At 70.0% G+C, this 23,286-nt stretch carries 18 protein-coding genes; 4 read left to right on the forward strand and 14 right to left on the reverse strand.

Annotated features, from left to right (window positions below):
* Positions 1-36 precede the first annotated feature (36 nt).
* The 9 genes from FMP39_RS25740 to FMP39_RS25780 all read right to left on the reverse strand — a co-directional run bounded on the left by FMP39_RS25740 (position 37) and on the right by FMP39_RS25780 (position 10,364).
* Positions 37-2,124 (reverse strand): ATP-binding protein, encoded by a 2,088-nt coding sequence (locus tag FMP39_RS25740; protein WP_228558333.1) that lies wholly within the window; start codon positions 2,122-2,124, stop codon positions 37-39.
* A gap of 122 nt (positions 2,125-2,246) precedes the next feature.
* Entirely contained in the window at positions 2,247-3,566 is a 1,320-nt protein-coding gene (locus FMP39_RS25745; RefSeq protein WP_141592827.1) for a phenylacetate--CoA ligase family protein, read from the reverse strand.
* Positions 3,554-4,117, reverse strand: coding sequence for a hypothetical protein (locus tag FMP39_RS25750; RefSeq protein ID WP_194858563.1), 564 nt, complete (start codon positions 4,115-4,117; stop codon positions 3,554-3,556). Before FMP39_RS25750 ends, FMP39_RS25745 begins: the two co-directional genes overlap by 13 nt.
* Before the next feature lie 5 nt (positions 4,118-4,122).
* Positions 4,123-5,790 carry a VWA domain-containing protein gene (locus tag FMP39_RS25755; protein ID WP_141592829.1) on the reverse strand — a complete coding sequence of 556 codons (1,668 nt, stop codon included), beginning with the start codon at positions 5,788-5,790 and terminating at the stop codon, positions 4,123-4,125.
* Positions 5,787-6,614 (reverse strand): hypothetical protein, encoded by an 828-nt coding sequence (locus FMP39_RS25760; RefSeq protein WP_194858564.1) that lies wholly within the window; start codon positions 6,612-6,614, stop codon positions 5,787-5,789. The genes FMP39_RS25755 and FMP39_RS25760 overlap by 4 nt, the downstream gene beginning before the upstream one ends.
* The gene (locus FMP39_RS25765; protein ID WP_141592831.1) at positions 6,611-8,146 is read right to left on the reverse strand and encodes an AAA family ATPase; all 1,536 of its coding nucleotides are present in this window, start codon (positions 8,144-8,146) and stop codon (positions 6,611-6,613) included. The genes FMP39_RS25760 and FMP39_RS25765 overlap by 4 nt, the downstream gene beginning before the upstream one ends.
* A gap of 63 nt (positions 8,147-8,209) precedes the next feature.
* Complete coding sequence (locus tag FMP39_RS25770; protein ID WP_141592832.1) at positions 8,210-8,839, reverse strand: response regulator transcription factor; 630 nt, start codon at positions 8,837-8,839, stop codon at positions 8,210-8,212.
* A 49-nt stretch (positions 8,840-8,888) separates the two neighbouring features.
* Positions 8,889-9,257, reverse strand: a complete 369-nt coding sequence (locus FMP39_RS25775; protein WP_141592833.1) for a hypothetical protein — start codon at positions 9,255-9,257, stop codon at positions 8,889-8,891.
* A 72-nt stretch (positions 9,258-9,329) separates the two neighbouring features.
* Positions 9,330-10,364, reverse strand: coding sequence for an SH3 domain-containing protein (locus FMP39_RS25780; protein ID WP_141592834.1), 1,035 nt, complete (start codon positions 10,362-10,364; stop codon positions 9,330-9,332).
* Between the two features lie 237 nt (positions 10,365-10,601).
* Between FMP39_RS25780 and FMP39_RS25785 the strand changes: the two genes are divergently transcribed.
* Entirely contained in the window at positions 10,602-11,351 is a 750-nt protein-coding gene (locus tag FMP39_RS25785) for a hypothetical protein (protein WP_141592835.1), read from the forward strand.
* Positions 11,352-11,385: 34 nt separating this feature from the next.
* Positions 11,386-12,084 (forward strand): hypothetical protein, encoded by a 699-nt coding sequence (locus tag FMP39_RS25790; RefSeq protein ID WP_141592836.1) that lies wholly within the window; start codon positions 11,386-11,388, stop codon positions 12,082-12,084.
* Positions 12,085-12,096: 12 nt separating this feature from the next.
* On the opposite strand, the gene FMP39_RS25795 is transcribed toward FMP39_RS25790, so the two are convergent.
* Positions 12,097-14,925, reverse strand: a complete 2,829-nt coding sequence (locus FMP39_RS25795) for a sigma 54-interacting transcriptional regulator (RefSeq protein WP_141592837.1) — start codon at positions 14,923-14,925, stop codon at positions 12,097-12,099.
* A gap of 147 nt (positions 14,926-15,072) precedes the next feature.
* Complete coding sequence (locus tag FMP39_RS25800; RefSeq protein WP_141592838.1) at positions 15,073-16,149, reverse strand: dipeptide epimerase; 1,077 nt, start codon at positions 16,147-16,149, stop codon at positions 15,073-15,075.
* Positions 16,150-16,227: 78 nt separating this feature from the next.
* Between FMP39_RS25800 and FMP39_RS25805 the strand changes: the two genes are divergently transcribed.
* Complete coding sequence (locus FMP39_RS25805; protein ID WP_141592839.1) at positions 16,228-18,303, forward strand: ATP-binding protein; 2,076 nt, start codon at positions 16,228-16,230, stop codon at positions 18,301-18,303.
* A gap of 36 nt (positions 18,304-18,339) precedes the next feature.
* On the opposite strand, the gene FMP39_RS25810 is transcribed toward FMP39_RS25805, so the two are convergent.
* The 3 genes from FMP39_RS25810 to FMP39_RS25820 form a co-directional block, all read right to left on the reverse strand.
* Complete coding sequence (locus FMP39_RS25810; RefSeq protein WP_011550459.1) at positions 18,340-19,026, reverse strand: suppressor of fused domain protein; 687 nt, start codon at positions 19,024-19,026, stop codon at positions 18,340-18,342.
* An 84-nt stretch (positions 19,027-19,110) separates the two neighbouring features.
* On the reverse strand, positions 19,111-20,310 hold the full coding sequence (locus FMP39_RS25815; RefSeq protein ID WP_141592840.1) for a GNAT family N-acetyltransferase: 1,200 nt from the start codon (positions 20,308-20,310) through the stop codon (positions 19,111-19,113).
* A 55-nt stretch (positions 20,311-20,365) separates the two neighbouring features.
* A complete protein-coding gene (locus FMP39_RS25820) occupies positions 20,366-21,160 on the reverse strand; it encodes an acyl-CoA desaturase (RefSeq protein WP_090495913.1) in 795 nt (264 codons plus the stop codon).
* Positions 21,161-21,384: 224 nt separating this feature from the next.
* Here FMP39_RS25820 and bioA point away from each other — a divergent pair, with 224 nt between their 5' ends.
* A complete protein-coding gene (gene bioA, locus FMP39_RS25825) occupies positions 21,385-22,716 on the forward strand; it encodes an adenosylmethionine--8-amino-7-oxononanoate transaminase (RefSeq protein ID WP_141592841.1) in 1,332 nt (443 codons plus the stop codon).
* Positions 22,717-23,286: the final 570 nt, after the last annotated feature.

The following is a 23,286-nucleotide window of genomic DNA, read 5'->3' on the forward strand; positions in this document are numbered from 1 at the left end:
CCCGGCCTCGCATGACCTTCGGCCTGGAAACGTCAGTCAGGGGGCCTGACGGGCCTGTTCCGCGCCCAGGTGGCTGGGCAGCTCCACGGTGAAGGTGGAGCCTTGCCCCAGCCTGCTCTCCACGTGGACCCGGCCGCCCATGGCTTCCACCAGCGTGCGGGTGATGTACAGGCCCAGGCCCAGGCCACCGTAGTTGCGCTCGGACACGGCGCGTTCGAAGCGGCCGAAGAGGCGGGGCAGATGCTGGGGCTCGATGCCGATGCCCTCGTCCCGCACCGTCAGCCTCGCTCCGCCGTCATGCGGCTCCAGGCGCACGTGGATGGGCCTGCCGTTGCCGTACTTCACGGCGTTGTCCACCAGGTTGGTGATGACCTGCTCCAGACGCAGCCGGTCCCACCGGCCCAGGATGTCGAAGTCTCCGGCCTCCAATTGCAAGGAGGAGCCGGTGCGCGCGGCCTGGGGTTCATACCGGGTGACGATGTCCCGGACGAGCGACCCCAGCTCCAGTTCCTCCAGCTCCAGCGAGAGCCGCCCCGCGGAGATGCGCGACACGTCGAGCAGGTCGCCCACCAGCTCCGCCAGCTTCTGCACCTGCCGTGCGCCCACCGCCACGTAGCCCTCCACCAGGTCGCGAGGAACCGGGCCCGGGTGGCGGGCCAGCTCCCGCGAGAGCGCCTGGAGCTTCAGGCTCAGCGGGGTGAGCGGCGTCTTCAGCTCGTGGCTGGCAATGGACATGAACTCATCGCGCAGACGGATGGCCTCCCGAGCCTCCGCATAGAGCCGGGCATTCTCCAGGGAGAGCGCGGCCCGGTGTGCCAGCTCCTTGGCGAACGCCAGGTCTGACGTCGAGTAATGCCGGCCGGAGTGGGCGTGGATGAAGCTGAGCACCCCCAACACCTGTCCGCGCGCAATCAATGGCACGGCGATGTAGGAGACGGGCCCTATCGCTTCCAGCACCTGGGCGTGTTCCGCGTTGTGCGCGAGCTCGTGAATGCGCTCGCGGGTCAAGAGCTCGACGTGGACCGTCTCCGCCTTCAGCAAGGCGCCCGTGGGGGGATGCCCCGGATTGCCGTTGGGCTGCATTCCGAAGCGGAGGAGGTCCTCGGCGAGCGCGTCGTCCTCGAGCCGGAAGTGCGCCGCCTCCAGCCGCCGGAACGTCCCATCCGGCTCCGCCACGTCGACGAGGCACCAGTCCGCGAACGTGGGCACCACCAGCTTCGCCATGTTCCGCAGCGTCGTCTCGTCGTCGAGCGACGACGCCAGCACCGCGCCCGACTCCGCGAGGAGCCAGTCACGTGCTTCGGCCAATTGGAGCTCGTGCGTCAGGGCCTCGGCGCGCTGTCGGGCCCGGACCAGGTCCGTCACGTCGAACCCGAAGCCGGCGATGCCGTCGACCTCGCCCTGCTCGTCCCGCGTGGGCTGATACACGATGTTGAGATACGTCTCCTGTATCTCGCCATTGGGGAGCTTGCGGGGGAACGGCATCGCGTTGCCCGTGAAAGGGACGCCGGTGCGGTAGACCTCGTCCAGCAGGGTGATGAAGCCTCGCGACTCCGTCCACGGCAGGGCCTTGCTCGCCTCCTGGCCCACCAGCGTGTCCGTCCCCATCAGCGTGTTGTTCATCGTGTTGGAGAAGGAATAGATGTGCCGGGGGCCATGCATGAGGATGATGCCGGCGGGCGCGTCCCGGAAGAGCGCGTGGAGCTGGGCCTGCCCGGCCTCCGCCTCGCTTCGGGCTGCCCGCTCCCGCTCCAGCAGCCACGCCCGCTCCGCGTTGGCCTTGCGCAGCATGACGTTCAGCTTCGTCATCAGCAGCGCGAGCACGACGAAGACCGCCAGCGAGACAGCCCCTCCAGGGCCCGGCATCAGGTTGAGCAGTGGCTCCAGGAAGTAGAAGTCCACCACCACCACCGAGAGGAGCGTCGTCGCCAGGGCGGGGCCCCAGCCGCCCCACCAGCCGGACACCATCACCGCGCCGAAGAAGAACAGGAACGGGGTGGCTGGGATGAACGACGCCACGCACGCCTGGATGAGCCACGCCGCGACGAAGGCGAGGAGCGCGACGCCATAACGTCCGGCGCGTGAAGCCCAGAGTGGGGGATGTCGTTCCGGACGAGCGTGCATGGTCAGGGGCGGGCGCCCGGCCGGCTGCATGCATCCCGCCGGGGAGGAACCGCGCACTTCTCAGGTAAGCACCGGAGCCCACTGCATGACATCTTGCTCGCCGCGCTGGCATGCAAGGCTGCTCAGCGCAGCCGGCGGAACGGCTGTGGCTTGGTGCCCACGGCCAGCGCGGATACCTCCACGTGACACACGTCCAGGTTCGGCTGCGTCCAACCCAGGTTCCGCAAGGCGCCGGTGAGCCGCTCGCGCAGTGGCGTCACGTCCGCATGGCTCGCGCCCGCCAGCTCCAGTTGGAAGTGCGAGACGTCCACTTGTGTCAGCCGGAAGCCACGAAGCGCATGGTGCTTGAACACCCAGGCCAGCGCCCAGGCGTCCACCTCCCGGCCCGAAGGCGTGGCGAAGTGGCAGGCCCCGCGTCCGCCGAAGTGCTCCAGCGTCCACCCCTGAAACCCACAAGCGCAGGCGTCACGCCGCACGCTGCCCGCGTCGCCCGGGAGGTAGCGCAAGAGCGGCAGCACGCTGGGACGCAGCCGTGTCACCACCACCTCGTCCAGTTCGGGCTCCAACCAGACATCTGGAGCCAGGACGTGGAACCGGCCAGGGGCCTCGGGCCGCAGGCACTCCCAGGCCAGCGGTCCCGTCTCAGTCGTCGCGTAGTAGTTGAGGACAGGCGCGGGCACCGCGTTCGCCAGCTCCGCGCGCAGGCCGGCGGGAAGGTGCTGCGCGGAGGTGAGCACCAGTTGGGGCGAGGGCACGTCGCGCTGGGCCGCCAGCCACCGCAGGCCTTCCGGGTCGGAGAAGAGTACGGCGGGGCGCACGCGGCGCAGGCGCTGGAGCGCGTCCTCGCGAAGGACGGAGATTCGGTGCAGCGCGCCGTCGTGGAGGATGGGCAGGCGCACCGAGTACTCCAGTCCGCCCGGCAGCGCATCCAGCAGCACCACCCGGGGATGCGAGGGCAGCGCCGCTCCCGCACGCGCCACGAGGAACCGCAGCACGGCCCACATGTGCAGGCAGTCGCGCCGGTCCTTCACCACGTTCACCGGCGCTCCGGTGGACCCGGAGCTCTTCACCACCACGCAATCATCGGCGTCCGCTGGCAGCGTGGGCACCGCGTCCCAGTTCGCGGCCAGAACCTCGCGGCCCAGGAGGGGCAGGTGGCGCAGGTCGTCCAGCGTCTGGAGGTCACCCGGGTGGATGCCCGCCGCGTGGAGCCTCCGGGCGTGGTACGGCGAGTCCCGCAGGGCACCGCGCAGGAAGGACAACCGGGCGTCCAGGTCCGCGCGGGCCGCGTCCTCGTCAGCCAGGGACGCGAAGCGGGCCAGTCCCTGGGCGATGGACTCGGCCCAGGGGATGTGGGGGCGCTGCGAGGAGGTGTCCCGGCGGATGTTCGCGCGAGGCGCGACGCGCAGGTCCGCGGACAGGACTTCCGTCACTCCCGCCACCCACGCGCCTCCGTGGCGCGCTGCTCCGCCTCGCGGAGGGCCTGCTGGCGTTTGTCCGCCTCCTTCTTCCGGGCCTCCTCCGCGCGCCGCATCTCCGCTTCCGCCTTGCGGTAGTCCAGTTGCTCGATTCGCGCGACGGAGCCCTTCGGGGACTCGCCCTTGCACTCGCCGCCCACGACGCGCACCCACTTGCGAAGGAACTCCTCGCGGCGGAAGGTGTTGGAGCGAATCATCTCCGCCGTCAGCGGGGCCACGTCCTGGAAGAAGCGCTGCAGGAGCGTCGTCGCGTCGTCGTTCTTGTTCAGTGCCTGCACCGTCTCCTGCCGCAGCGCCGAGGACACCAGCACGTGCGCGAGCATCACCACCTGCTCCCGCCACAGCGGGGAGCGGGCCTGGTCCTCCAGGGCGCCCCAGTCCGCGCGGGACGGGGGGCGGACCTTCGCGAGCCGGAAGGTGTCGCAGATGATGGCGAGCGCCAGGTCATGCGAATACGGCGACACGATGGGGGCTGCCTCGAGCTGCGTCTGAATCTCGCGGATGTCGAAAGCCATGGGACTCAATTCTCCAGCAATGCCTGGGCGAGGTTGGCGGCCGCCTTCGCGAAGTCGGAGGGCCAGCGCACCACCACCAGCCGGAAACGGCGCTCGCGCAGCAGCGGCGCCAGCGCCTGTCGGGCGCGGAGTTCGTCGGGAACAGCGAGGATGGCCACCACGAGGCGCGAGCGCCGGATGGACTCCAGCACCGGCGCCAGGGGCTTCTCCGCGGTGACATTCGCGAGGAAGTCGCTGTCGGAGATGATGATGCGCAGCGCATCGGGCCGCTCGCGTGACAGCGCGTCCATCACGTCGAAGGGAAACTGCGTGCCTCCGCCGATGTAGCTCAGCAGGAAGTCGCGCGCCTTCTCCTCGTCGTACATCCAAGGCGACACCAGCGGGTTGCCGTGCGAGTACACGATGCCGCGCACCGTGGCCTTCTTCCGCAGCGCGGAGGCGGACAGCACCTGGGCCGCGAGCGTCATCGCGTTGAGGCTCAGCTCCGGATTGGGCATGGAGCCGCTGGTGTCCAGGTAGATTTCCACGGACGGCGCCCCCAGCTCGGACGGGGGCGGCAGGTCCGCCTCCAGCTCGCGGCGCAGCGGTGACACCGCGGCCAGGTGGCCCTGGGACAGCACCGTCAACGTCCAGTCGATGCTGGACGGGTCATCGCCGTACTCCCACGCCTGGGGCGTGGTGCGCAGGTAGGGCTCCGGCTGGGACGGCGTCGTGGGGAGCTTCAGGATGTGCTGGTCCACCAGCCGCCGATAGTGCTTCGCCACCAGGGCCTGTCGCAGCCTCCCGCCCTGCTTGCCGGGCAGGTGTTCGGTGACGCGGTGGATGGAGTCCAGCTCGTCCTTCTCCTTCGAGCGGGTGCTCAAGGGGGCCAGCCAGCCCCGCTCCTCCGCTTCGTCCAGAGCGTCGTCCCAGCGACTGCTGCCGTGGATGGCGGCATCCAGGTCGTCCACGTCCGGCACGGAGACGTCCCCGCCCAGCGGCAGGCTGAACTCCAGGTCCGCGGGCTTCTCGATGTAGCGGATGAAGGTGGCGCAGAAGTAGAGGAACTGGAGCTTGCCGCTGGGCAGCGCGTAGAAGGTCTGCGCGAACATGCGCGCCTCGGCGCGAACACCGGGGTAGCGCTGCTCCATCGGCTCGAGCTGCGCGGAGGGCACCAGCTTCCCAGGGGGCAGGCCCCACAGCTCCTCGTAGATGGCCAGGTAGAAGAAGAACAGCGGCGACATCTCGCCGCCCTGCACGCGCTGGAAGCCCCGGTACACCGCGCACAGCGCCTCCGCGTGCGTGCGGCCCACCACCTCGTTCACCTGCAAGTCATAGAAGAGGTTGGTGAGGGATTGCTTCAGCCCGGGAACCAGCCGCTGCTCCTGCACGCGCAGCTCCGCGTCCCAGCCCAGCGTGTGCGGGAAGCGCGCGTGGTGGCCGATTTCATGCGCCAGCACCGCCGTGAGGCTGCCCGTGGCCTCCATGGCCTCCAGGAGCTTGAAGTTGACGAAGACCTGGCGCTTCACCAGGTCGATGTACGCGAGCGGCTCCTGGGCGTGGCTGGCGTCGGGGTGGAAGTCCACGTGCGGCTCGGGTGGGCTGAGCTGCACGCGCACGTCCCACAGGGCCAGCGCGTCGCGCCAGCCCGTGGCCACGTCCTCAGGGGTGATGTGCCGCTGAGACGGACTCATTCCGGGACGAACACCAGCACGTGCTGGGAGGTGTGCAGCGTGGCCGCCACCCGCCAGTCATTGGACAGGGTGGCGAACCACGCGTCCGCGCGCGGGTCCTCTCGCAGCGCCTCGTCCAGGTGGGGACTCTCCACGTGGGTCTGCTCCGGCACCTCGCGGCAGCCCATGGCGCCCAGGCGGATGGGCGTCTCCGCCAGCCAGATGCCCTGCGTGGCCGCGTCGCGGCCCGCCACGGCTTGACGGTGCCGGTCATGGACGCACACCACGGTGGGGGAGAGGAAGTGCATCGCGCCGGGGAGGAAGCGGCTGTCCTCTTTCGACAGGTCCACCCAGTGCGCCTGGGCCCGCGTGGCCAGCGGCGCGGCGGGCGGCTCCAGGGCCACGGAGGAAGTCTCACGCAGCCGCGCCTCGATGTCCTGGAGCGACGTCAGCTCCCGGCCCACGCGCCAGAAGATGCGCTGCACCCAGGGCGGCGCGGACTCCAGGTTCTCCCCCAGGTTCCACAGCTGGGCGAACACCTGCGAACGCTCCGTCGAGGGCACGGCGGCCAGCAGGCGGGGAATCAGGTCCGACCAGGCGAGGGTGAAGAAGTTCTGCCGGCCCGCGCTCGTGGGGTACAGGTAGCCCAGGCCAATGGCCTCCGCGCCCAGCTGGAGGTAGGCGCGCAAGAGCTCCTCGCCCTGCGCCGCCGGTGTCCCCGCCTCGAACAGGGCTTGTCCCAGCCGCTGCGCTGCGCCGCCGGTGAGCTCGCGCCACAGGGCGGAGTCCCAGCGCACGAACCGGGCGCGGGCATTGGCTTCCAACTCGTCGGTGAAGGTGCTCATGGGCGACCGCCCGGGTTCTCCTTCAGCCACGTCGCGTAGTTCCGGTAGCGGCTGTACAGGGACTTGAGGTGGATGACGTCCTCGTAGACGGGGCCGGACAGCTCGTGCCGCGTGAGCAGCTCCTTCATGAGCACCGTCACCTGGTTCATGCGCTTCTCGGTGGTGCGCAGGTCCACGCCGGACAGGCCCTTGTCCAGCTCATGGCGCAGCGTCGTCACCTTGCGCCGGATGGGCGCGTGCGTGTCGTAGTGGCCCATGGCCATGTCGAACATGTTCCGCAGCCAGGCCACGCGGTCTTGGAGGAGCAGGCGGTGGCCCTTCACCTCGAAGAAGGCGCTGCGCGGGTTGGGCACCAGCTTCTCGTGCAGCACCCAGGGAGCAATCTGCCGGAAGTCCTCCAGCTCCACGGCGGCGTGGCCGCGGAAGAAGGCCATGGCCTTCGCGAAGTGGAGGATGGTCTGGTACGCGCGCACGCTGACGCCGTTCTCCGTCTGCGTGCAGAGGTGGACCTTCTTGTCCAGCGGGCACTGCTCGTTGCACACCGCGGCCACCGTCTGCCCGGCCAGCTTGAGCGTGTCCTTGTGCTTGAACTCGAAGCGCGGCGAGGCCATGCGGCAGAAGTCGAGCTGCCCCAGGAAGAAGGCGATGCGCTCCAACACGTCCTTGGGCACCTCCACTTCCAGGATGGCGGCGTAGGCGCGCTCCAGCTCGCCGGGCGTGAAGACGATTTCCTTGGGCAGCAGCTCCTCGGGGGACTTGTCGGCCTCCAGGCGCTGGAGGAGCTGGTCCATGAACCCCGAGTTGAAGGGCACCGCGCGCACCACCACGTCGATGCGGTCCTTCAGCGCCTCGATGACCTGGAAGGTGCCGCCGCCCTGGTCGTCGTTGGCGGTGAGGAACCAGGACGAGCGGCCCGCGTAGACGTACTGGTCCATCATCTCCGCGTAGCCCTCCGCCATGAGAGACAGGAGCGCGGACTGCGTCTTGGTGGGAATGCGGTTGTACTCGTCGATGATTTTGACGCGCTGGCCAATCCACTTGCGCCAGCTCACCTTCACCGCGGACAGGTCCTCCGCCTTGAGCATGTCGGAGGGCAGCGGCGCGCCCAGCAGGTCCGCGATGGAGAGCTGCGGATGGCCGCGCTGGATGCCGCGGTGGACCTCGTCGCGGCCCATGCCGGACAGCAGGGCCATGAGGATGGCGGACGTCGTCTTCCCGCGTCCCGGTCCGCCCACCAGCAGCGCGCGCCGGCAGGTGAAGAGGGTGAGCAGGGGGATGAGGACGAACGAGCTGTAGCTGGTGTCCTCGGGGAGGTGGAGCTCGTCACCCGCGGGCGTCTTGAGGGACGCGGACGAGCCGAACTCCAGGTCGTAGTAGGGACAGATGACGGCGTTGTTGGTGATCCACCAATACGCCTGCCGCATCTTGTCGTGGAGGCTGCCGCCGTCGCGCTCGGAGAGGTGGACATTGAGCTGCTTGTCCGCCGTCGCGCGCCCGGTGAGCAGGCGCGTCACCCAGTCCTGGTTGGCCATGCGCGCCGGAGCCTATCACCCAGGGGAAACGCGACGTAGCACCGTCGCGTGGCGGCCCACTGCCTACAGGGTGACCAGGCCCAGCTTCGCCGCGCGGACCACGGCCTCCGTGCGCCGCTGGACGCCCAGCTTGGCGAGCACGGCATTCACATGGAACTTGGCGGTGTGCTCGCTGATGTCCAGCCGGTCCGCGATGGCCTTGTTGGACAGTCCCTCCGCGAGCAACCCGAGCACCTCGCGCTCCCGCGGCGTGAGCGCGTCCGGCGCGGTGGCCTGGGCCGGTAGCGAGGCACGCGGCGTGGCGCGCAGCTCCGCGAGCGCGGGGTCGAACACGGCCAGTCCCCGCGCCACGGAGAGCAGCGCGGCGGCCAGGGCGGAGGGCTCCGCGTCCCGGAACAGCAGGCCCCGCGCGCCCGCGCCCAGGGCGGCCTCGCCCGCGGCTTCATCCACCACCAGCGCGAGCACCGGTGCGCCCAGGTCGGGACCCTCCATGTGGGACGGGCGCAGGCCGGTGTCCCACAGCACCGCGTCGGGTGGCTCGCCGGGTTGGGACTCCAGGTCCACCTGCGTCCCGGCGGCCACCTCGAAGAGCACGCCTGTCTGGTCGCTCAGCGCCCGGGAGAGCGCCCCCCGGGCGAGCGGGTCCTCCGAGACGAGGAACAACCGGAGCGGTGAGGTGGATGCGGCCAGCACGGAACTGCTTCACTAACCGGCCCCTGCGGCCGACGCTGTCCCAGTGCGCTCAGGGGCCTCGCAGCCGCGACATGAGCAGGAAGCCCACGGCGAGCACGAGGAGCACGCCCACCACGGCCCACAAGGCGACGGAGCACCCAGGGGATGACTTCGAGACGATGGGCAGCTTCTGTGTCCGGAGGTCCTCGGTAATCTGCGCGAGCAGCCCTGCGTCGTAGGACACGGGCTCGCCCTTGCGAATCTTCCGGCCTATCGCCTCCAGCTCACCCCCAGGCAGGTAGCGCTCCGTGAGCAGCAGGCTGCGCGCCTGGAGTTCGCGTTCGGTGCCGTGGGCGGCGGGGTCCAGTCCGCAACCCGCGCAGGGGGTGAACGCGCCCACCTTCGAGTTGCCACACCGCACGCAGACAGCCAGGGTCATGCGCCTACCCTAGCGCGAATGCCCCACGAGGAGCGGCCCGCCATGCCTCGCGGGCCGCTCGCGGGCGTCACGTCAGGGGGCCAGGTTGCTCAGGTGCTGCCGGATGTGCGCCACGGACGTGGTCATCGCGGCCCGGCTGGACGCGAACTTGTAGGCCGGGTTCCAGGTGTGGCCGCTGCCGTAGCACCAGCTCAGCCCCTGGACGACGCACTGCTGATGGACTTGCGGGTACTGGATGGCGAAGCCCACGCCGTGGTTGCGCAGCAGCCACGACTTGCGCAGCGCCAGGTTCGTCGTGTTGACGATGGTGGAGTGCTCCACGCTCCCCGCCGCGAAGCCCGCGGTGCGCGCGGTGTGGTCCAGAATCTGGGCGATGCTCCAGCCCTCGCGCGCGTAGAGCTGCCGCGCCGTGTTCTCGACGGTCGCCTGCGAGTGGTAGTGGACCTGCACGCCGGACAGGCCCACCTGCCACGGGCCGCCGTTGTTGTTGCAGGACTCCAGCGGCCAGATGACCCGGTCTCCCGTGGACGTGTTGCAGATGGAGAAGGACTGCGGGTTGGAGCTGGGGTTCGGGCGGTTGGGGCCCAAATCCCAGATGCCTTCCTTCATCGCCCACCACGACACGAGCGCCGCCTGGTCCAGCCGCTGTGCCCGCGTCCCTGAGAGCCGGGGCACCGTCTTCGCGGCCACCCAGCGCAGCCACTTTTCCTGGTCCTTGCTGAGCGCGTAGCCATTCACAGACAGGCTGGGCACCTGGTCCCAGTAGTCACCATGAGACCAGCCCACCTGGCCATTGACGTTGACGCGGTAGAAGCCGTTGCTGGGCGTCTCGCTCACCACCGTGGCCTGCTCGCCAATGGAGACCAGCCGGATGCTGGCGTTGGACGTGGAGGGGCCGGTGCGCAGGTAGACGTTCTCCACGGCGCGGATGCGCGCGCCAGCGAGGATGCCGAAGAGCAGCGAGGACTCGGTGGTGCCGGTCTCCTCGACCTCGCCCGGCGCCAGGCCGGCCTCTTCGGGAGGAAGGCCTTCGCCACATGCGAGGCTGAACAGCAGGAAGGATGACGCCAGGAAGGCGCGAGGGGCACGGCGCGTCGTGACGGACATGGGGTTCTCCAGGAGGGGGAAACAGCGCCGGAGCCTTGTGCACGGCTTGTGCCCCGCCTTGCTCCTGGGCGGCGCGCACGGCCGGTGACCACTTTGTGGTCATTTCATGCGTCAGGTGACCGGTTCCGGCCGCGCGGTGGCGTGGAGCTCCGGGGCGGAGGCACGCGGCACAGCCGCTGCAATGCCTCGCCGCGTCCCATCCGGGACACCCGCAGCGCACCCCTCAGGAGACGCCCCATGGATGAACAGTCGCTCGCCCCCCGCCAGCGCTTTCCGCGTTGGATGCTGGCTGGTTGGATGGCCACCGCCGCCTTCGTTGGTTTCCGCTATGTGCCCGCGGCCAACGCGTCACATTCGCATACGGGCTGGAACCAGATTCACATCGCCACCATTCATGGCAACGACGGCCCGGCGGGTGGAGGCAGCGGGCCGGGTTCGCAGGATGAAGAGTACTGCGTGATGTCGGAGACCACCGCGCTCCCGGCCACGACGATTGCGCCCTTCATCGAGCAGACGCTGGCGAAGCTGGACTTCAGCGTCGTCTGGGATGGCGCGGCGGACTGGCGCGTGGACCTGTGGCGCACGCAGAAGTTCTGCAACCAGTACGCGACGGCGGACCGCAACCGCATCGAGCTGGAGTTCCGCATCCGCGAGTCCTGGGCCGCGCTGTGCGGCGGCGAGCAGTACGCCTGTGTCACGGCCGTGAATCCGGTGACGGACTCCAGCGGGCGGCACCAGCACTACATGTACATGAACGCGCACCTGAAGCGGGAGCAGATGGCCGCCATGGGCGAGCGCGCGCGCAAGTTCATCAACCACGAGACGGGGCACCTCGTGGGCCTGCGAGACCCCAGCTACTACGGGGACTGCATGCACAGCGTGATGCACAACAACCTGTACGCCAGCCTGGGCTGCACCGACCCGGTGTGGCACCCCACGCCGTCCGACTTCGTGTCCGTGCGCAACATCGCGAACCGCGCCAACTGAACGCCGTCATCCCTTCGACATGAGGAACTTTTCCATGAAGCGATTCCCTCTGCGTGAGTTGGCCCATGTGGTCGCGATGTCCGGTGTCGTCCTGGCGGCGGTGCACTGTGGCCATCCCGAGGACCCCCACGCGCACGATGACGCCTCCCAGTTCAACGTGCACAGCGCCCTGCTGACGAGCAACCGCGATGCCCTGCGCCTGTGCGTGCAGGAGTCCACGTCGCTGCGTGGCAGCGCCGCCCGCATCACCGAGCGGCTCGGCGCCGGCCTGCGGACCGTGTCCGGCCATCCTGACTGGGAGGCCGCGCGTTTCGGTAGCAAGTCGCCCATCATCGAGCAGGGCTGCCCTGGGCCGGCGCTCGCGCTGGAGCGGCTGGAGCCCAAGGAGTCCATCATCGGCCCGGGCGTCGCGTTGAAGCCCAGCCGCTACCGCACCTTCATCCACGTGCTGGATGAGAAGACGGCGGACGTGGTGCTGGGGGAGCGGCAGGTGGATCGCGCGCCGGCGGAGTTCCTGCGCGTGGACGACCATGTGCTCGCGGAGGTCTCCACGGCGCTCGTCGTGCGTGAGTCGTACCTGGACCACCCGGAGTTCGCCGCGCGCTGGCTGACGGGCGCGGTGGGGCTCCAGGCGATGGAGGCGGGCCTGCCCGGCGTGCTGGGTGACGTGTTCGACAAGCCCGTCACGGATATCTCGTCGCTGGCGAAGCCCGCGCTCGACCCGACGCACTGACACGTCGGGGGCTCAGGCCCTGCGAGCGCGCGGCGCGCGGGTGGGCCGGGCGGGAGGCGTCTCCAGCTCCCGCCCGGACATCCGGCGCAGCTCGGCATTGCCCAGGACGACCTGCGTCAGCCGGGAGCGGGAGATGCGCAGCGCCGACGCGGTGGCGACGACGTTGCCGCCATTCTCCACGAGGCTCTGGGCGATGCACTGCCGCTGCACCTCCGCGAGGAAGTCGCGGAGGGAGCCCCCATGCTGCCGGAAGAGCATGGGGAGGTCCGTCATCGCCGCGGGCGTGGGCCGGGGCTCGGCGCACTCCAGTGCCCGCTGCAAGAGCGGCGCGAGCACCGCGCCACCAATGGCGGGCGCATCCGACAAGACGTCCGCCGCGCGAACCAGGTTGTGAAGCTCGCGAACATTGCCGGGCCACGGGTGGGCGCGCATCAACCGCGTGGCTTCGGGAGTGAACGACTTCGGCGCGCCCCCGCGCTCCTGTGCCGCCTGCTCCAGGAAGTACGTGGCCAGCAGGAGCACGTCCTCGTCGCGCTCGCGAAGGGGCGGCAGCTCCACCTGGATGCCATTGAGCCGGAAGAAGAGGTCCTGCCGGAAGTCGCCCGCGCGGACCGCCTTCGCCAGGTTCCGGTTGGAAGCGGCGACGACGCGCACGTCCACCTGGACCGTCTCCGCGCCGCCCACGCGTTGGAACGAGCGCTCCTGCAAGGCCCGCAGCAACGCGGCCTGTCCCCGAGGGCTGATGTCGGCCACCTCGTCCAGGAACAGGGTGCCGCCGTGGGCCTGCTCGAAGCGCCCGCGCTGGCGGGCCATGGCCCCGGTGAACGCGCCGCGCTCGTGGCCAAACAGGTCCGACAGCAGCAACTCATCGTTGATGGCCGCGCAGTTGACGGCGACGAAGGGACCGGAGGCGCGCCGGGACAGGTCATGGATGGCGCGCGCGGCCAGCTCCTTGCCCACGCCGGTTTCACCGAACAGCAGCACGCTGGCGTCGGAAGAAGCCACCTTGCGCAGCTGCGCCACGGCCGAGCGGAACACCGCGGAGCTGCCGCGCAGGTACGGCGGCGCGAAACCGTCTTCCGTGGGGGACTCACCCAGCAGGGTCCGCAGCCGAGGTCTGTCATAGGCGCGGCGGAAGCGCTGCTGGGCCTCGGGGGGCAGCGCGTCGATGAGCCGTCGCCACTCCGCGAGCGCCGCTTGCCGAGCGCTCAGCCGCTGCGCCTCGGTGCCGCCCGCCTCCGCCAGTTGCAGCGTGAGGACGCGGACCCGCAGCGAGAAGTCCTGGGCGCTCAGTCGGTCGGGACGCGCGCTCGCGCGGCGCAGGGCCCGGCGCGCACGCGCCATATCGCCATTGGCGAAGGCAACGCGGGCATCGAGCAGATGGAGCCGGGCGGGCTGGGTGGCGCTGTTGCGCAGGTAGAGCCGCTGGGCCAGGGCATCCAGAACGGAAGAGGCCTCCTCCGCCCGTTCCAGCGCGAGCAGGGCTTCCACGCGCAGCCATCCGGTGGGGATGGCATAGAGGTGGGGCTGCGCCGTCTCCTCGTCGCCGCTCAGTCCGTCCAGCGTGGTGAGGGCCGCCTCCCATTCGCCGCGGGCGCAGTGGAGATGGGCGCGGCTCAGGCCCACGGCCAGCCGGGCCTGGGGCGAATCGGGTGCGCGCGCCGCGAGCGCTGCCAGCTTGCGCTCCGCTTCGGCGGTATCGCCCAGGAAGCAATCGGTGGCGATGGCCTGTGGGTAGGCGGAGAGCTGCTGAAAGGGGATGTCCAGGCCCGGCAGGGCGAGCGTGAGCGCGGACTGGGCCTCCAGGTGGCGGCCCTCCCGGGAGTAGGCGAGCCCCAGGCCCAGCAGGGCAACGGCCTCGAAGGGGACCTCGCCGCACAGCAGGGACAGGGCGGCGAGCCCCAACTGGATGGCGGCGGTGTTCTGCTCCGCGCGCCGGGCCAGCGTGGCGAAGGCGACCTTGGCCAGTCCCACCAGGTCGTCCAGTCCGGCGGCGCGAGCCTGTCCCTCCACGGTGGTGAACAGGCGCCGTGCCAGCGTGTCGTCGCCGGCATCCATCGCCACACGTCCCTCGAGCACCGTCATCATCAGCCGAGAGAAAGTGTTCTCCGGGCCCGCGAGCGCCGGATGCGCCTCGCGCGCGAAGGAGATGCCCGCCTCTCGTTGCCCGGCGTCGAGAAGGAACTGCAGATGCGTGGGGGCCAGGAATCCATGCGCCTCCGAGATGCGGCCCGCGAGCCCTTCGGTGCCCAGGGCCCAGGCCACCAGCGCGTGGCCGGACGCCACCTGTCCCCCTCTCACGAGGACGTGCGCGGCCGTGGCGAGCAAGGCACTGGCCCACCGAGCCTGCTCACCCCAATGGGCGAAGTTCCAGGGCGCGGGCATCACGCTGCGCGAGGGCGTGGGCTCCAGTGCCCACAGGATGCCCTCCACCATGTCCGCGGCGCGTCCCGTCGCCTGCTGCAGTTGCTCACGTCCCTGACCCAGCGGGTCCGCCGCCAGCACCAACAGCAGGGCTTCGTCGGAGGCCTCGGCCAGCGGAGCCAAACGGGCGCAGGTCTCGCGGACCTCGGCCACCTCCAGCAGGTTCACCGCCATGTCGAGCGTCGCGGCTCTGGCGGGCGCCAGCCGGTGGCCCGGAAGCATCGTGCACAGCCCCGCCTCACACGCGAGCCGGGCGCCCTCATGGAGCGATGTGCCCAGCGCCTCGGCAAGCGCATTCACGGGCGGTGGCCGAGGCGCCGCACACGCGGCCAGCACCGCGAGGCGGCGCAGGCGTGCGGGCTCGCGACGTGCGGGGTGCAGCAGGGAGGCGATGGTGTCATCAGGAGAGACAGGCACAGTCGGAAAGCCTGAGGCCGCTCCGACAAGCCATCAAGGGGCCCCCGCCGAGACAGCGGGCACGAGCGCAGCGCCGCTGGAATGCTTCAGCAAAGCGGTTTCAAGTGAGGCGGTTGCCTGTTCGCAGTCCGTGCGGCGGAGCGCGGCTCAGGCCAGCGTGACACCGTGCCCGGGCGCATCTGTTGGCAACTCCAGCCGTGCGCCCGCGTACCGGGCGCCGCCTTGGAAGGGGTGGCTCGCGATGAACAGCGGCGTATCCAGGTCGGCGTAGGTGAAGCCCCCTAAGCCGGCGGCCAGGTGCGCCGAGGCGGACATGGCCAGCACGCTCTCCACCATGCCGCCCACCATGAGCTCCAGGCCCGCTGCGCGAGCGAGGCTCCACATCGTCAGTGCCTCGACGACGCCACACTTCATCGTCTTGATGTTGATGGCATGCGCGGCGCCTTCCCGGATGAGTCGCAGCACGTCCTTCGCCGAGCGCGCCGACTCATCCGCGCACACCGGCACGCGCGAGCGGCGCGTGAGCTCCGCCATGCCGGCCACGTCATGCGCGGGCACGGGTTGTTCGAAGAGGGCCAGGGGGACGTCCGCGCGCGCCAGCTCCTTCAAGAAGGCGAGCGCCTCGGCCACGTCATAGCCGCCGTTGGCATCCGCGAAGAGCCGGGCCTGAGGGGCCACTTCATGAATGGCCACCAGCCGTGCCGCGTCCTCAACGGGCGGCAGCGCCCCGACCTTCACCTTCAGCGTGGTGATTCCCCGCGCCAGGATGGCCTGCGCGGACGTTCGCGCATGGGCCACGTCTCCCGCGGTGACCGTCATGTCGATGTCCAGCGCGGACTGCGCGCCGCCCAGCATCACGTACAACGGAACGCGGTAGTGCCGAGCCAGCGCATCGAGCAGCGCCGTCTCCACGGCGCACCGGGCGGAGGGCGCCAGCGCGAGTGAATCCCCCAGCGCCTCGGACGCGGGCCGCCACGCGCGAGCGTCTCGTCCCACCAGCCCCGCGCGCACCTGTTCCAGGGCGGCCAGCGTACTTGCCTGTGTTTCTCCACTCACGGCGGGGAAGGGGGCGGCCTCGCCCAGCCCCTCGGAGCCGTCCGCCAGGGTGAGCCGCACCAGGACGTTCTCCGCGGCGTACTGCGCGCCGGTGGCGATGGCGAAGGGCTCGGTGAGGGGGAGGTGCAGCGGCTCGAAGCGGACGGCGGTGATGAGGGTGGGCGTCATGGGCGGCCGAGGAGCCTAGCCGCCCGGGCCTCCCCTGCGCGCGCGAGCCAGGTCAAGCGGCGGTTGGCCGACAGACACATGGGAACTGATACTGATACATGTCTGCCGCGTGTACTTGTGACGGCCACGTATTCATGTCGACATGGAGCCATTCTGAACGACCGATTCCAGGCGGCTCCGGCGCCCGACATAGATGTGCTGCTGGTGGCGCTCGAGGAAGCGGAGCGGCACCAGCCTGAGGGCTGCATGGTGTTGCACGCCGTGAGGGACGCGGCGGGAGCGCTCGTCGACTTCCAGTGGGCCTGGGCGAATCCCGCGGGTGCGCGCGCGCTGGGGCACGCCTCCCCGGAGTCGCTGAGAGGCCGGCGGCTGCGCGAGCTGATGCCGGGCTCGGGATTGGCCGCCCGGGTGGACCTGCTCCGGGACGTGGTGGAGGCGGGGCGGCCGGCCGCGGACAGCTTCCAGGAAGGGGAGGTGTGGCTCCAGGGAACGGCGGTGCCGCTCCGGGACGGTGTGCTGCTGCGCCTGCGTGACATCACCAGCGCCCTGCGGTTGGAGGAGGGCGTCCGCGAAACCCTGGACTGGGTGCGGAGCATGCTGGAGGCCACACCCGACGCGTTCTTCACGCTGGATGCGGACTGGCGAATCACCTACGTGAACCACGAGGCCGCGGCCCTCAGCGGGCGTTCGCAGGAGCAGCTCTTCCGGCAGATTCTGTGGCAGGCGTGCCCGGAGTTGCTGGGCACGCGGATGGAGCGCGAGCTGCGCCGGGTCGCGAGCGGCGCGGGCCACACCATCTTCGAATGGCGCGCCACGCCTGGACGCTGGCATGAGGTGCACGCCTGGGGCGCCAACGGCAACGTGTCCATCTTCGGGCGGGACGTCACCGCCAGGAAGCAGGCGGAGGCGGAGCGGGACGTGCTCCTGTCTCGCGAGCACTCGGGCCGCCTGGAAGCCGAGGCCCTGGTCCACGAGCGCACCCGCGAGCTCATGGCCGCGCGTGAGCGACTGGTGCAGTCGGAGAAGCTGGCCATGGCGGGGCAGCTCGCGGCGGGCGTGGGGCACGAAATCAACAACCCGCTTTCCTATGTCGTGGGCAACCTGCAGTTCGCGCTGGAGCAGCTCGAGCCCCTCGCGGCGCAGGGCGCCGTGCGTGAAACATTGGCCCGCGCGCTGGGCGAGGCGATGGAGGCCCTGCGCGAGGCGAAGGAAGGCGCCGAGCGCATCCGCACCACCGTCCGTGACTTGCAGACCTTCGCGCGAGCGGAGGAGCCGCAACTGTCGCCCGTGGACGTGCACGCGGCGCTGGAGTTCGGCCTCTCCATGGCGATGCCGCACCTGCGCCACCGGGCCCGCGTCGAGAAGCGCCTGGGCCCGGTGCCCACGGTGATGGCGCACGAGACGCGGCTGGGGCAGGTGTTCCTCCAACTGCTCGTCAACGCCGCGCAGGCCATCCCGGAAGGGGATGTGGCGCGCTACCAGGTGACGCTCTCCACCTGGAGGGACGGCGCGACGGTGGTGGTGGAGGTGGCGGACAACGGCCACGGCATGGCGCCCGAGGTCCTGGAGCGCGCCTTCGAGCCCTTCTTCACCACCCGCCCCCTGGGGGAGGGCGCTGGACTCGGCCTGTCCACCAGCCTGGGCCTGGTGCGAGGCATGGGAGGCGAGCTGTCGGCCTCGAGCGCGCCGGGGCTGGGCAGTGTCTTCCAGGTGCGGCTGCCCACCACCGACGCGGACGCGCCAGCCGTGCGGGTGGCGGAGGACAAGGACCTTCCCGGGCGGAAGCGGGTGCTGGTGGTGGATGACGAGCCGCTGCTCGCCTCGGTGCTGGGCCGCATCCTCGGCGTGCGTCACGAGGTGGTGGTGGTCCACAGCGGGCGCGAGGCGTTGGATACGCTGGCGCGCGACGCGGACTTCGACCGCATCTTCTGTGACTTGATGATGGGGGACCTGACGGGGATGGACGTGTACGACGCGCTGTCCTCGCGTCAGCCGGAGCTGCTCGCGCGCTTCGTCTTCATGACGGGCGGAGGCTTCTCCGAGCGAGCACGGACCTTCCTCCAGTCGGTGCCGGTGCCGCGCATCGAAAAGCCATTCGAGCTGGGCGTCCTGCACGCGCTGGTGGAGGACGCCCCGCCGCGCGCCGGTCCCTGAGAAGGGCGGCCAGCGCGCGACTCGGAAGCGGTGTGATTACAACTTCACTTCTTCCCGGTCGGGCTGGGTGATGTAGCCGGAGCCCGCGGCCACCAGCTTGGCCATCAGCTTGTCCATGCCGTTGGAGCGGGCGAAGGCCATCTCGTTGCGGGTGGCGCCCACCAGGGTGAGCAGTTGCACCTTGCCGCTGGGGAGCACGAAGTGGTCGGGCCGGGACGGGTCCCGGACGAACACGAAGCCGCTCAGCTTGGACTCGCCACCGTCCAGAGAGCCTTCCACCGGGTAGCGGTGGCCCATGGCGAAGGCGCGCAGGGACACGAGGTTGTAGGCCATCATGTCCAGCAGCCGGAACACCGGCCACTTCGCCTCTTCAGGCGAGTGGATGACCATCTCGTAGCCCAGCCCGCTGGGCGCGCCGTCGGGGATGTCCTCGCCGGGCGCCACGGTGAAGGGGTTGGACAGTCCGCTGGTGACATAGGTCCAGTAGGGGTAGCTCTCGCTGGGCGGGGAGACGCGCACGCCCATGGGACCCCAGTTGGGGTCCGCTTCCTGGACCTGGGCCAGCTCACTCTCCATCCACGCTTGGATGGCATCTGTCTGGTCGAGCGTGAAGACGCCTTCGTCAATGGCGCCGAACATCTTCGGATACTCGACTTCGTCGCGGTCCGCCCAGCAGTCCTCGTACCACTGGATGAAGTCTTCGTCCGTCTCCGGGGCTTTCATGGCGATGACACTCTAGAGGCTCACCCCGGTTTCACAACTTCAAGTCGCGGAGAGGCCTCTTCAGGCTGACAGTCCGGGGGGCGTTCAGGTGCCGGTGGCCCCTTGGGTGCCCGGGGAGGCGGCCAGGGGCCAGGGTTTCAGCCCGCAGATGCGCTCGGCCTCCGCCACGGCGGGTGCCAGCCGGGCGTGCTCCCGGCGGAGGAAGCCCCGTACCGCGCCGTCCAGTGTCTTGTCGAAGATGAGGTGGGCGCTGTGCACGGCGGTGGGCTCGAAGCCCCGAGACACCTTGTGTTCACCCCCAGCGCCGGGCTCGAACACCTTGCGGCCGGTCCGGATGCAGTCCTCCACGGAGTGATACAGGCAGACGTGGAAGTGGAGGAAGGGGTGCTCCTCGAAGGCGCCCCAGTAGCGGCCATAGAGGCGCTCCGGGGTGGCCAGGTTGAAGGCGCCGGCGATGACCTGCTGGCCGCGCACCGCCTCCACCAACTCCACCGAGCCCGGCATCGTGCGGAAGACCCGCGCGAAGAAGTCGGGGGTGAGCTGAATCTGACCCCAGGCGTGGCGCTCGCAGGTGGAGGTGTAGAAGCCGTAGGCACGCCGGGCGTGCGCCTGGGAGAGCTCGCCGCCGCGCACCGTACGCAGGGAGATGCCCTGGGTGGCCGCGGCCCCGCGCTCGCGCTTGAGCTGGTTGCGGCGCTTGGAGTCAAAGCGCGCCAGGTAGTCGTCGTAGCTGCCGTAGCCCGGGTTCTTCCAGTGGAACTGAAGGGTGATGCGCCGGGCGAGCCCCTCGGCCTCCAGGAAGTCCGCCTCGTCCCCCGTGGGATACAGGACGTGAACGGAGGAGCAGCCCGCCTCCTGGGCGCTCCCGGCGGCGGCGGCAAGCAGGGCCCGGCGCAGCGCGGGGACGTCCTCGCCCGGGGCGATGAGGAAGCGGGGGACGGTGGCGGGGGACAGCGGCCCGCCCACGACGAGCTTCGGGTAGTACTCGACTCCGAGGCGGGCGGCGGCATCCGCCCAGCCGAAGTCGTAGATGTACTCGCCCATGCTGTGGAACTTGAGGTACGCGGGCGCGGCGGCCACCAGCTTGGGACCACGCCACAGCGTGAGGTGATGCGGCGCCCAGCCCGTCTCCTCGGTGGCGCTCCCGCTCTCCTCCATGGCCGCCAGCCAGGCATGTCGGACGAAGGGCGGGGCGTCAGGGCCCAGGAGCGCGTCCCAGCCTTCGGCCGGGGCATCAGTCACTGCTTCGAGGATGCGGAGACGGAGCGGGGTATCGGCGGGCACGGGGGCACTCTTAACGCGCCCCGCACGTGCCCGCCGTGTGTTGCTGGCCTGCCCGTCAGGCGGCCGGAGCAGCGCTCCCGGTGCGTGCGGCCTCGCGGGTCTCCGGCCAGACGGCACGCTGCGGGGTGGCGATGCGGATGATGCGCAGCAGGGCCAGCACGCGCATCACCTGCCACGTGGGGTCCAGCTCGAACTTCCGCGCCGCGAAGTTGGGGCTGCTGCCGTACTTGTGGTGGTTGTTCTGGAAGAGCTCCCCCATGCAGAGGAAGTCCATGGGCAGGGAGTTGCGCGACTTGTCGGTGCTGTCGAAGTTCCGGTAGCCGTACTTGTGGCCGCACCAGTTGACGATGGCGCCATGCACTGGGCCCATGAGGAAGTGAAGGGGCAGCAGCAGGAACTGCCAGGGCGAGGTGGCGAACATCACATAGAAGGCGGAGTAGAAGGCCACCCAGCCCAGCGTGGCGAACCAGGAGGTGCGCAGCGTGGTGTCCACGAGCGGCCACTCCGGGTAGCCGCCCAGGAAGCGGGCCTCGGGCTGGCCGCGGCCGGCCGCGTAGTCGTCGTAGCGCGCCTTGGTGTGCCACATCATCCGCGCCACATCCTTGAAGAAGTGGGGCGAGTGCGGGTCCTTCTCGGTGTCGGAGAAGGCATGGTGCTCCCGGTGGAGGATGGCGTACGCCTTGGGTGACAGGTAGGACGAGCCCTGCACCAGGTAGGTGAGCAGGTGCATCACCCGCTCCGTCTTCGGCCCCATGGTGTACATGCGGTGGGCCGCGTACCGGTGCTGGAAGAAGCTCTGGAAGAACACGCAGAGCAGCCAGTGCGAGACGAAGAAGATGAGGACGGCCATTCGAGTTCCCGGGTCAGTGACTGAACCGGCGTAACACCGGGCATGTCATGGCAGCGTCACGCGGGGCGGAAGAGCGGCGGCCCTGCCCCACGGGGCGACACGCCCGCTCGCTCCGCTTCAGGGGGCCATCAGTAGAACGCGCCGTGGCATGACATGACGCGCGGCGGCGCGGCCCACTCTTCCGGTACGGAGGGGGCACGAAGCTCCAGGAGAGGAGTACACGCGTGAAGCGGGCGGACATCGTCGGATTGGACAAGGCGCACGTCTGGCATCCCTACACGGCGATGGAGGCCTACATCGCGGAGACGGATCCGCTGGTGGTGGTGCGCTCGGAAGGGGCGTACCTCCATGACGCGGACGGCACGCGCTATCTGGACGCCAACGGCTCCTGGTGGGTGTCCACGCTGGGCCACCGTCACCCGCGGCTGATGCGCGCACTCGCCGAGCAGGCCGCCGCGCTCCCACACGTCTCCCTGGCGGGCATCACCCACGAGCCGGCGGCCTTGCTGGCGTCGGAGCTGGCGGCCATCGCCCCCGGTTCGGACCGCCCCGGCCTTCCCGCGTCCGAGCGCCTCTCGCGCGTCTTCTATTCAGACAACGGCAGCACGGCGGTGGAGGTGGCCATCAAGATGGCGGCCCAGTACTGGGCGCAGAATGGCCAACCGCGCCGCACCCGCTTCATCACGCTGTCGGGGGCGTTCCACGGCGAGACGATGGGCGCCACCAGCGTGGGGGGCGTTCCCCTGTTTCGGGAAGTCTTTGGCCCGCTGCTCTTCGACGTGGTGCACGTCCCCTCTCCGGCGGAGGAGGGGGGCTGGGCGCGTGCCTTCGAACAGGTCCGGTCCACCTTGCGTACGCGCCCGGAGGAGATTGCGGGCGTCATCCTGGAGCCGGTGCTGCAGGGCGCGGCGGGCATGGTGATGTACTCGCCGGACTTCGTCCGGGCGGTGCGCGAGGCCACGCGTGAGGTGGACACCTTCCTCATCGCCGACGAAGTCTTCACGGGGCTGGGGCGCACGGGCGCACGCTTCGCGGTGGACCTGGCGGGCGTGGTGCCGGACATGTTGTGTCTGGCGAAGGCCCTCTCGGGAGGAGTCCTGCCGTTCGGTGCGACGCTGGCCTCGGAGCGCGTCTTCTCCGGCTTCCTCGGGGCGTCGAACCGGGCGCTGTATTACGGGCACTCGTACTGCGGGAACCCGCTGGGCGCCGCCATCGCTCGGGAAGTGCTGGCCGTCTATCGGGACGAAGATGTGATGGGGCAGGTGGCGCGAAAGGCCCCCCGCGTGAAAGCCGCCTTCGAGCGGATGGCCGCCTCGATTCCAGGCCTGGTGCGCCCCCGCGCCGTGGGAATGGTAGGCGCGGTGGACCTGGGCGGTGGTGGCTACCTCGCTCGAGGAGGGTGGCGAGTGTACGAGGCCGCGCGTCGCCGAGGGCTCTACCTGCGGCCCATGGGAGACACCGTGTACATCGCGCCGGCGCTGACTATCTCTGACGAGGCGCTCGAGGCGCTGCTGTCCGGAGTGGAGGCGTCCCTCCAAGAAGTCGCTGGCGGCTGAGCCTGATGGATCCGCTGCCTACGAATGTGTGGGAGCGAACGGAAGGGTGGTTGACAGGTCGCGCGTCACGGGGATAGAAGCCGCGCCCCGCCCGACGCAGATCCGGGCGGGGAGCTGACAGCAGAATAAAAGGGTCGATGAGGATTGTTGACCCTGGACGCGGCGCTGGTACAAGCCGCGCCCCTCCAGACGGGTGGCTGATCCAAGCGCCTCGACGGAGCAGCAGCAGGAAATAGAGGGCTCAACTCGGAAAGTTGATCCCAGGGGCGGTGGTGGTAGAAGCCCTGAATCTCACGAAGAAGCCCGCGCACTGGCGCGGATCCGCTTTGAGTGGGTCGGTAAGAAAATACGGAATACGGCGGTCAACGCAGCGAGTTGACAGGAGACGCGGTGGTGGTAGAAGCCGCGCCCCGACGAAGAAGCCCGGAAGGAAGGGGCGGACAAGTCGAGGGAGTCAACGAAGCAGCGGTTGACAGGGAGGGCGGCGAAGCGGTAGAAGCCGCGCCCCTCTGGAGGAAATCAGCGGAAGCCACTGGGCGGCGCTGAAGACTCCGGAAGCCAGCAGGACGG

The sequence above is a fragment of the Myxococcus sp. AB056 genome (assembly GCF_006547365.1).
Lineage (GTDB): Bacteria > Myxococcota > Myxococcia > Myxococcales > Myxococcaceae > Myxococcus > Myxococcus virescens.

Excerpts from the sequence above, each read along its gene's own strand:
- FMP39_RS25740 (WP_228558333.1), bottom strand. The coding sequence starts at position 2,124 with ATGCACGCTCGTCCGGAACGACATCCCCCACTCTGGGCTTCACGCGCC.
- FMP39_RS25750 (WP_194858563.1), bottom strand. The coding sequence starts at position 4,117 with ATGGCTTTCGACATCCGCGAGATTCAGACGCAGCTCGAGGCAGCCCCC.
- FMP39_RS25755 (WP_141592829.1), bottom strand. The coding sequence starts at position 5,790 with ATGAGTCCGTCTCAGCGGCACATCACCCCTGAGGACGTGGCCACGGGC.
- FMP39_RS25760 (WP_194858564.1), bottom strand. The coding sequence starts at position 6,614 with ATGAGCACCTTCACCGACGAGTTGGAAGCCAATGCCCGCGCCCGGTTC.
- FMP39_RS25765 (WP_141592831.1), bottom strand. The coding sequence starts at position 8,146 with ATGGCCAACCAGGACTGGGTGACGCGCCTGCTCACCGGGCGCGCGACG.
- FMP39_RS25775 (WP_141592833.1), bottom strand. The coding sequence starts at position 9,257 with ATGACCCTGGCTGTCTGCGTGCGGTGTGGCAACTCGAAGGTGGGCGCG.
- FMP39_RS25780 (WP_141592834.1), bottom strand. The coding sequence starts at position 10,364 with ATGTCCGTCACGACGCGCCGTGCCCCTCGCGCCTTCCTGGCGTCATCC.
- FMP39_RS25785 (WP_141592835.1), top strand. The coding sequence starts at position 10,602 with ATGGATGAACAGTCGCTCGCCCCCCGCCAGCGCTTTCCGCGTTGGATG.
- FMP39_RS25790 (WP_141592836.1), top strand. The coding sequence starts at position 11,386 with ATGAAGCGATTCCCTCTGCGTGAGTTGGCCCATGTGGTCGCGATGTCC.
- FMP39_RS25800 (WP_141592838.1), bottom strand. The coding sequence starts at position 16,149 with ATGACGCCCACCCTCATCACCGCCGTCCGCTTCGAGCCGCTGCACCTC.
- FMP39_RS25805 (WP_141592839.1), top strand. The coding sequence starts at position 16,228 with ATGGGAACTGATACTGATACATGTCTGCCGCGTGTACTTGTGACGGCC.
- FMP39_RS25810 (WP_011550459.1), bottom strand. The coding sequence starts at position 19,026 with ATGAAAGCCCCGGAGACGGACGAAGACTTCATCCAGTGGTACGAGGAC.
- FMP39_RS25820 (WP_090495913.1), bottom strand. The coding sequence starts at position 21,160 with ATGGCCGTCCTCATCTTCTTCGTCTCGCACTGGCTGCTCTGCGTGTTC.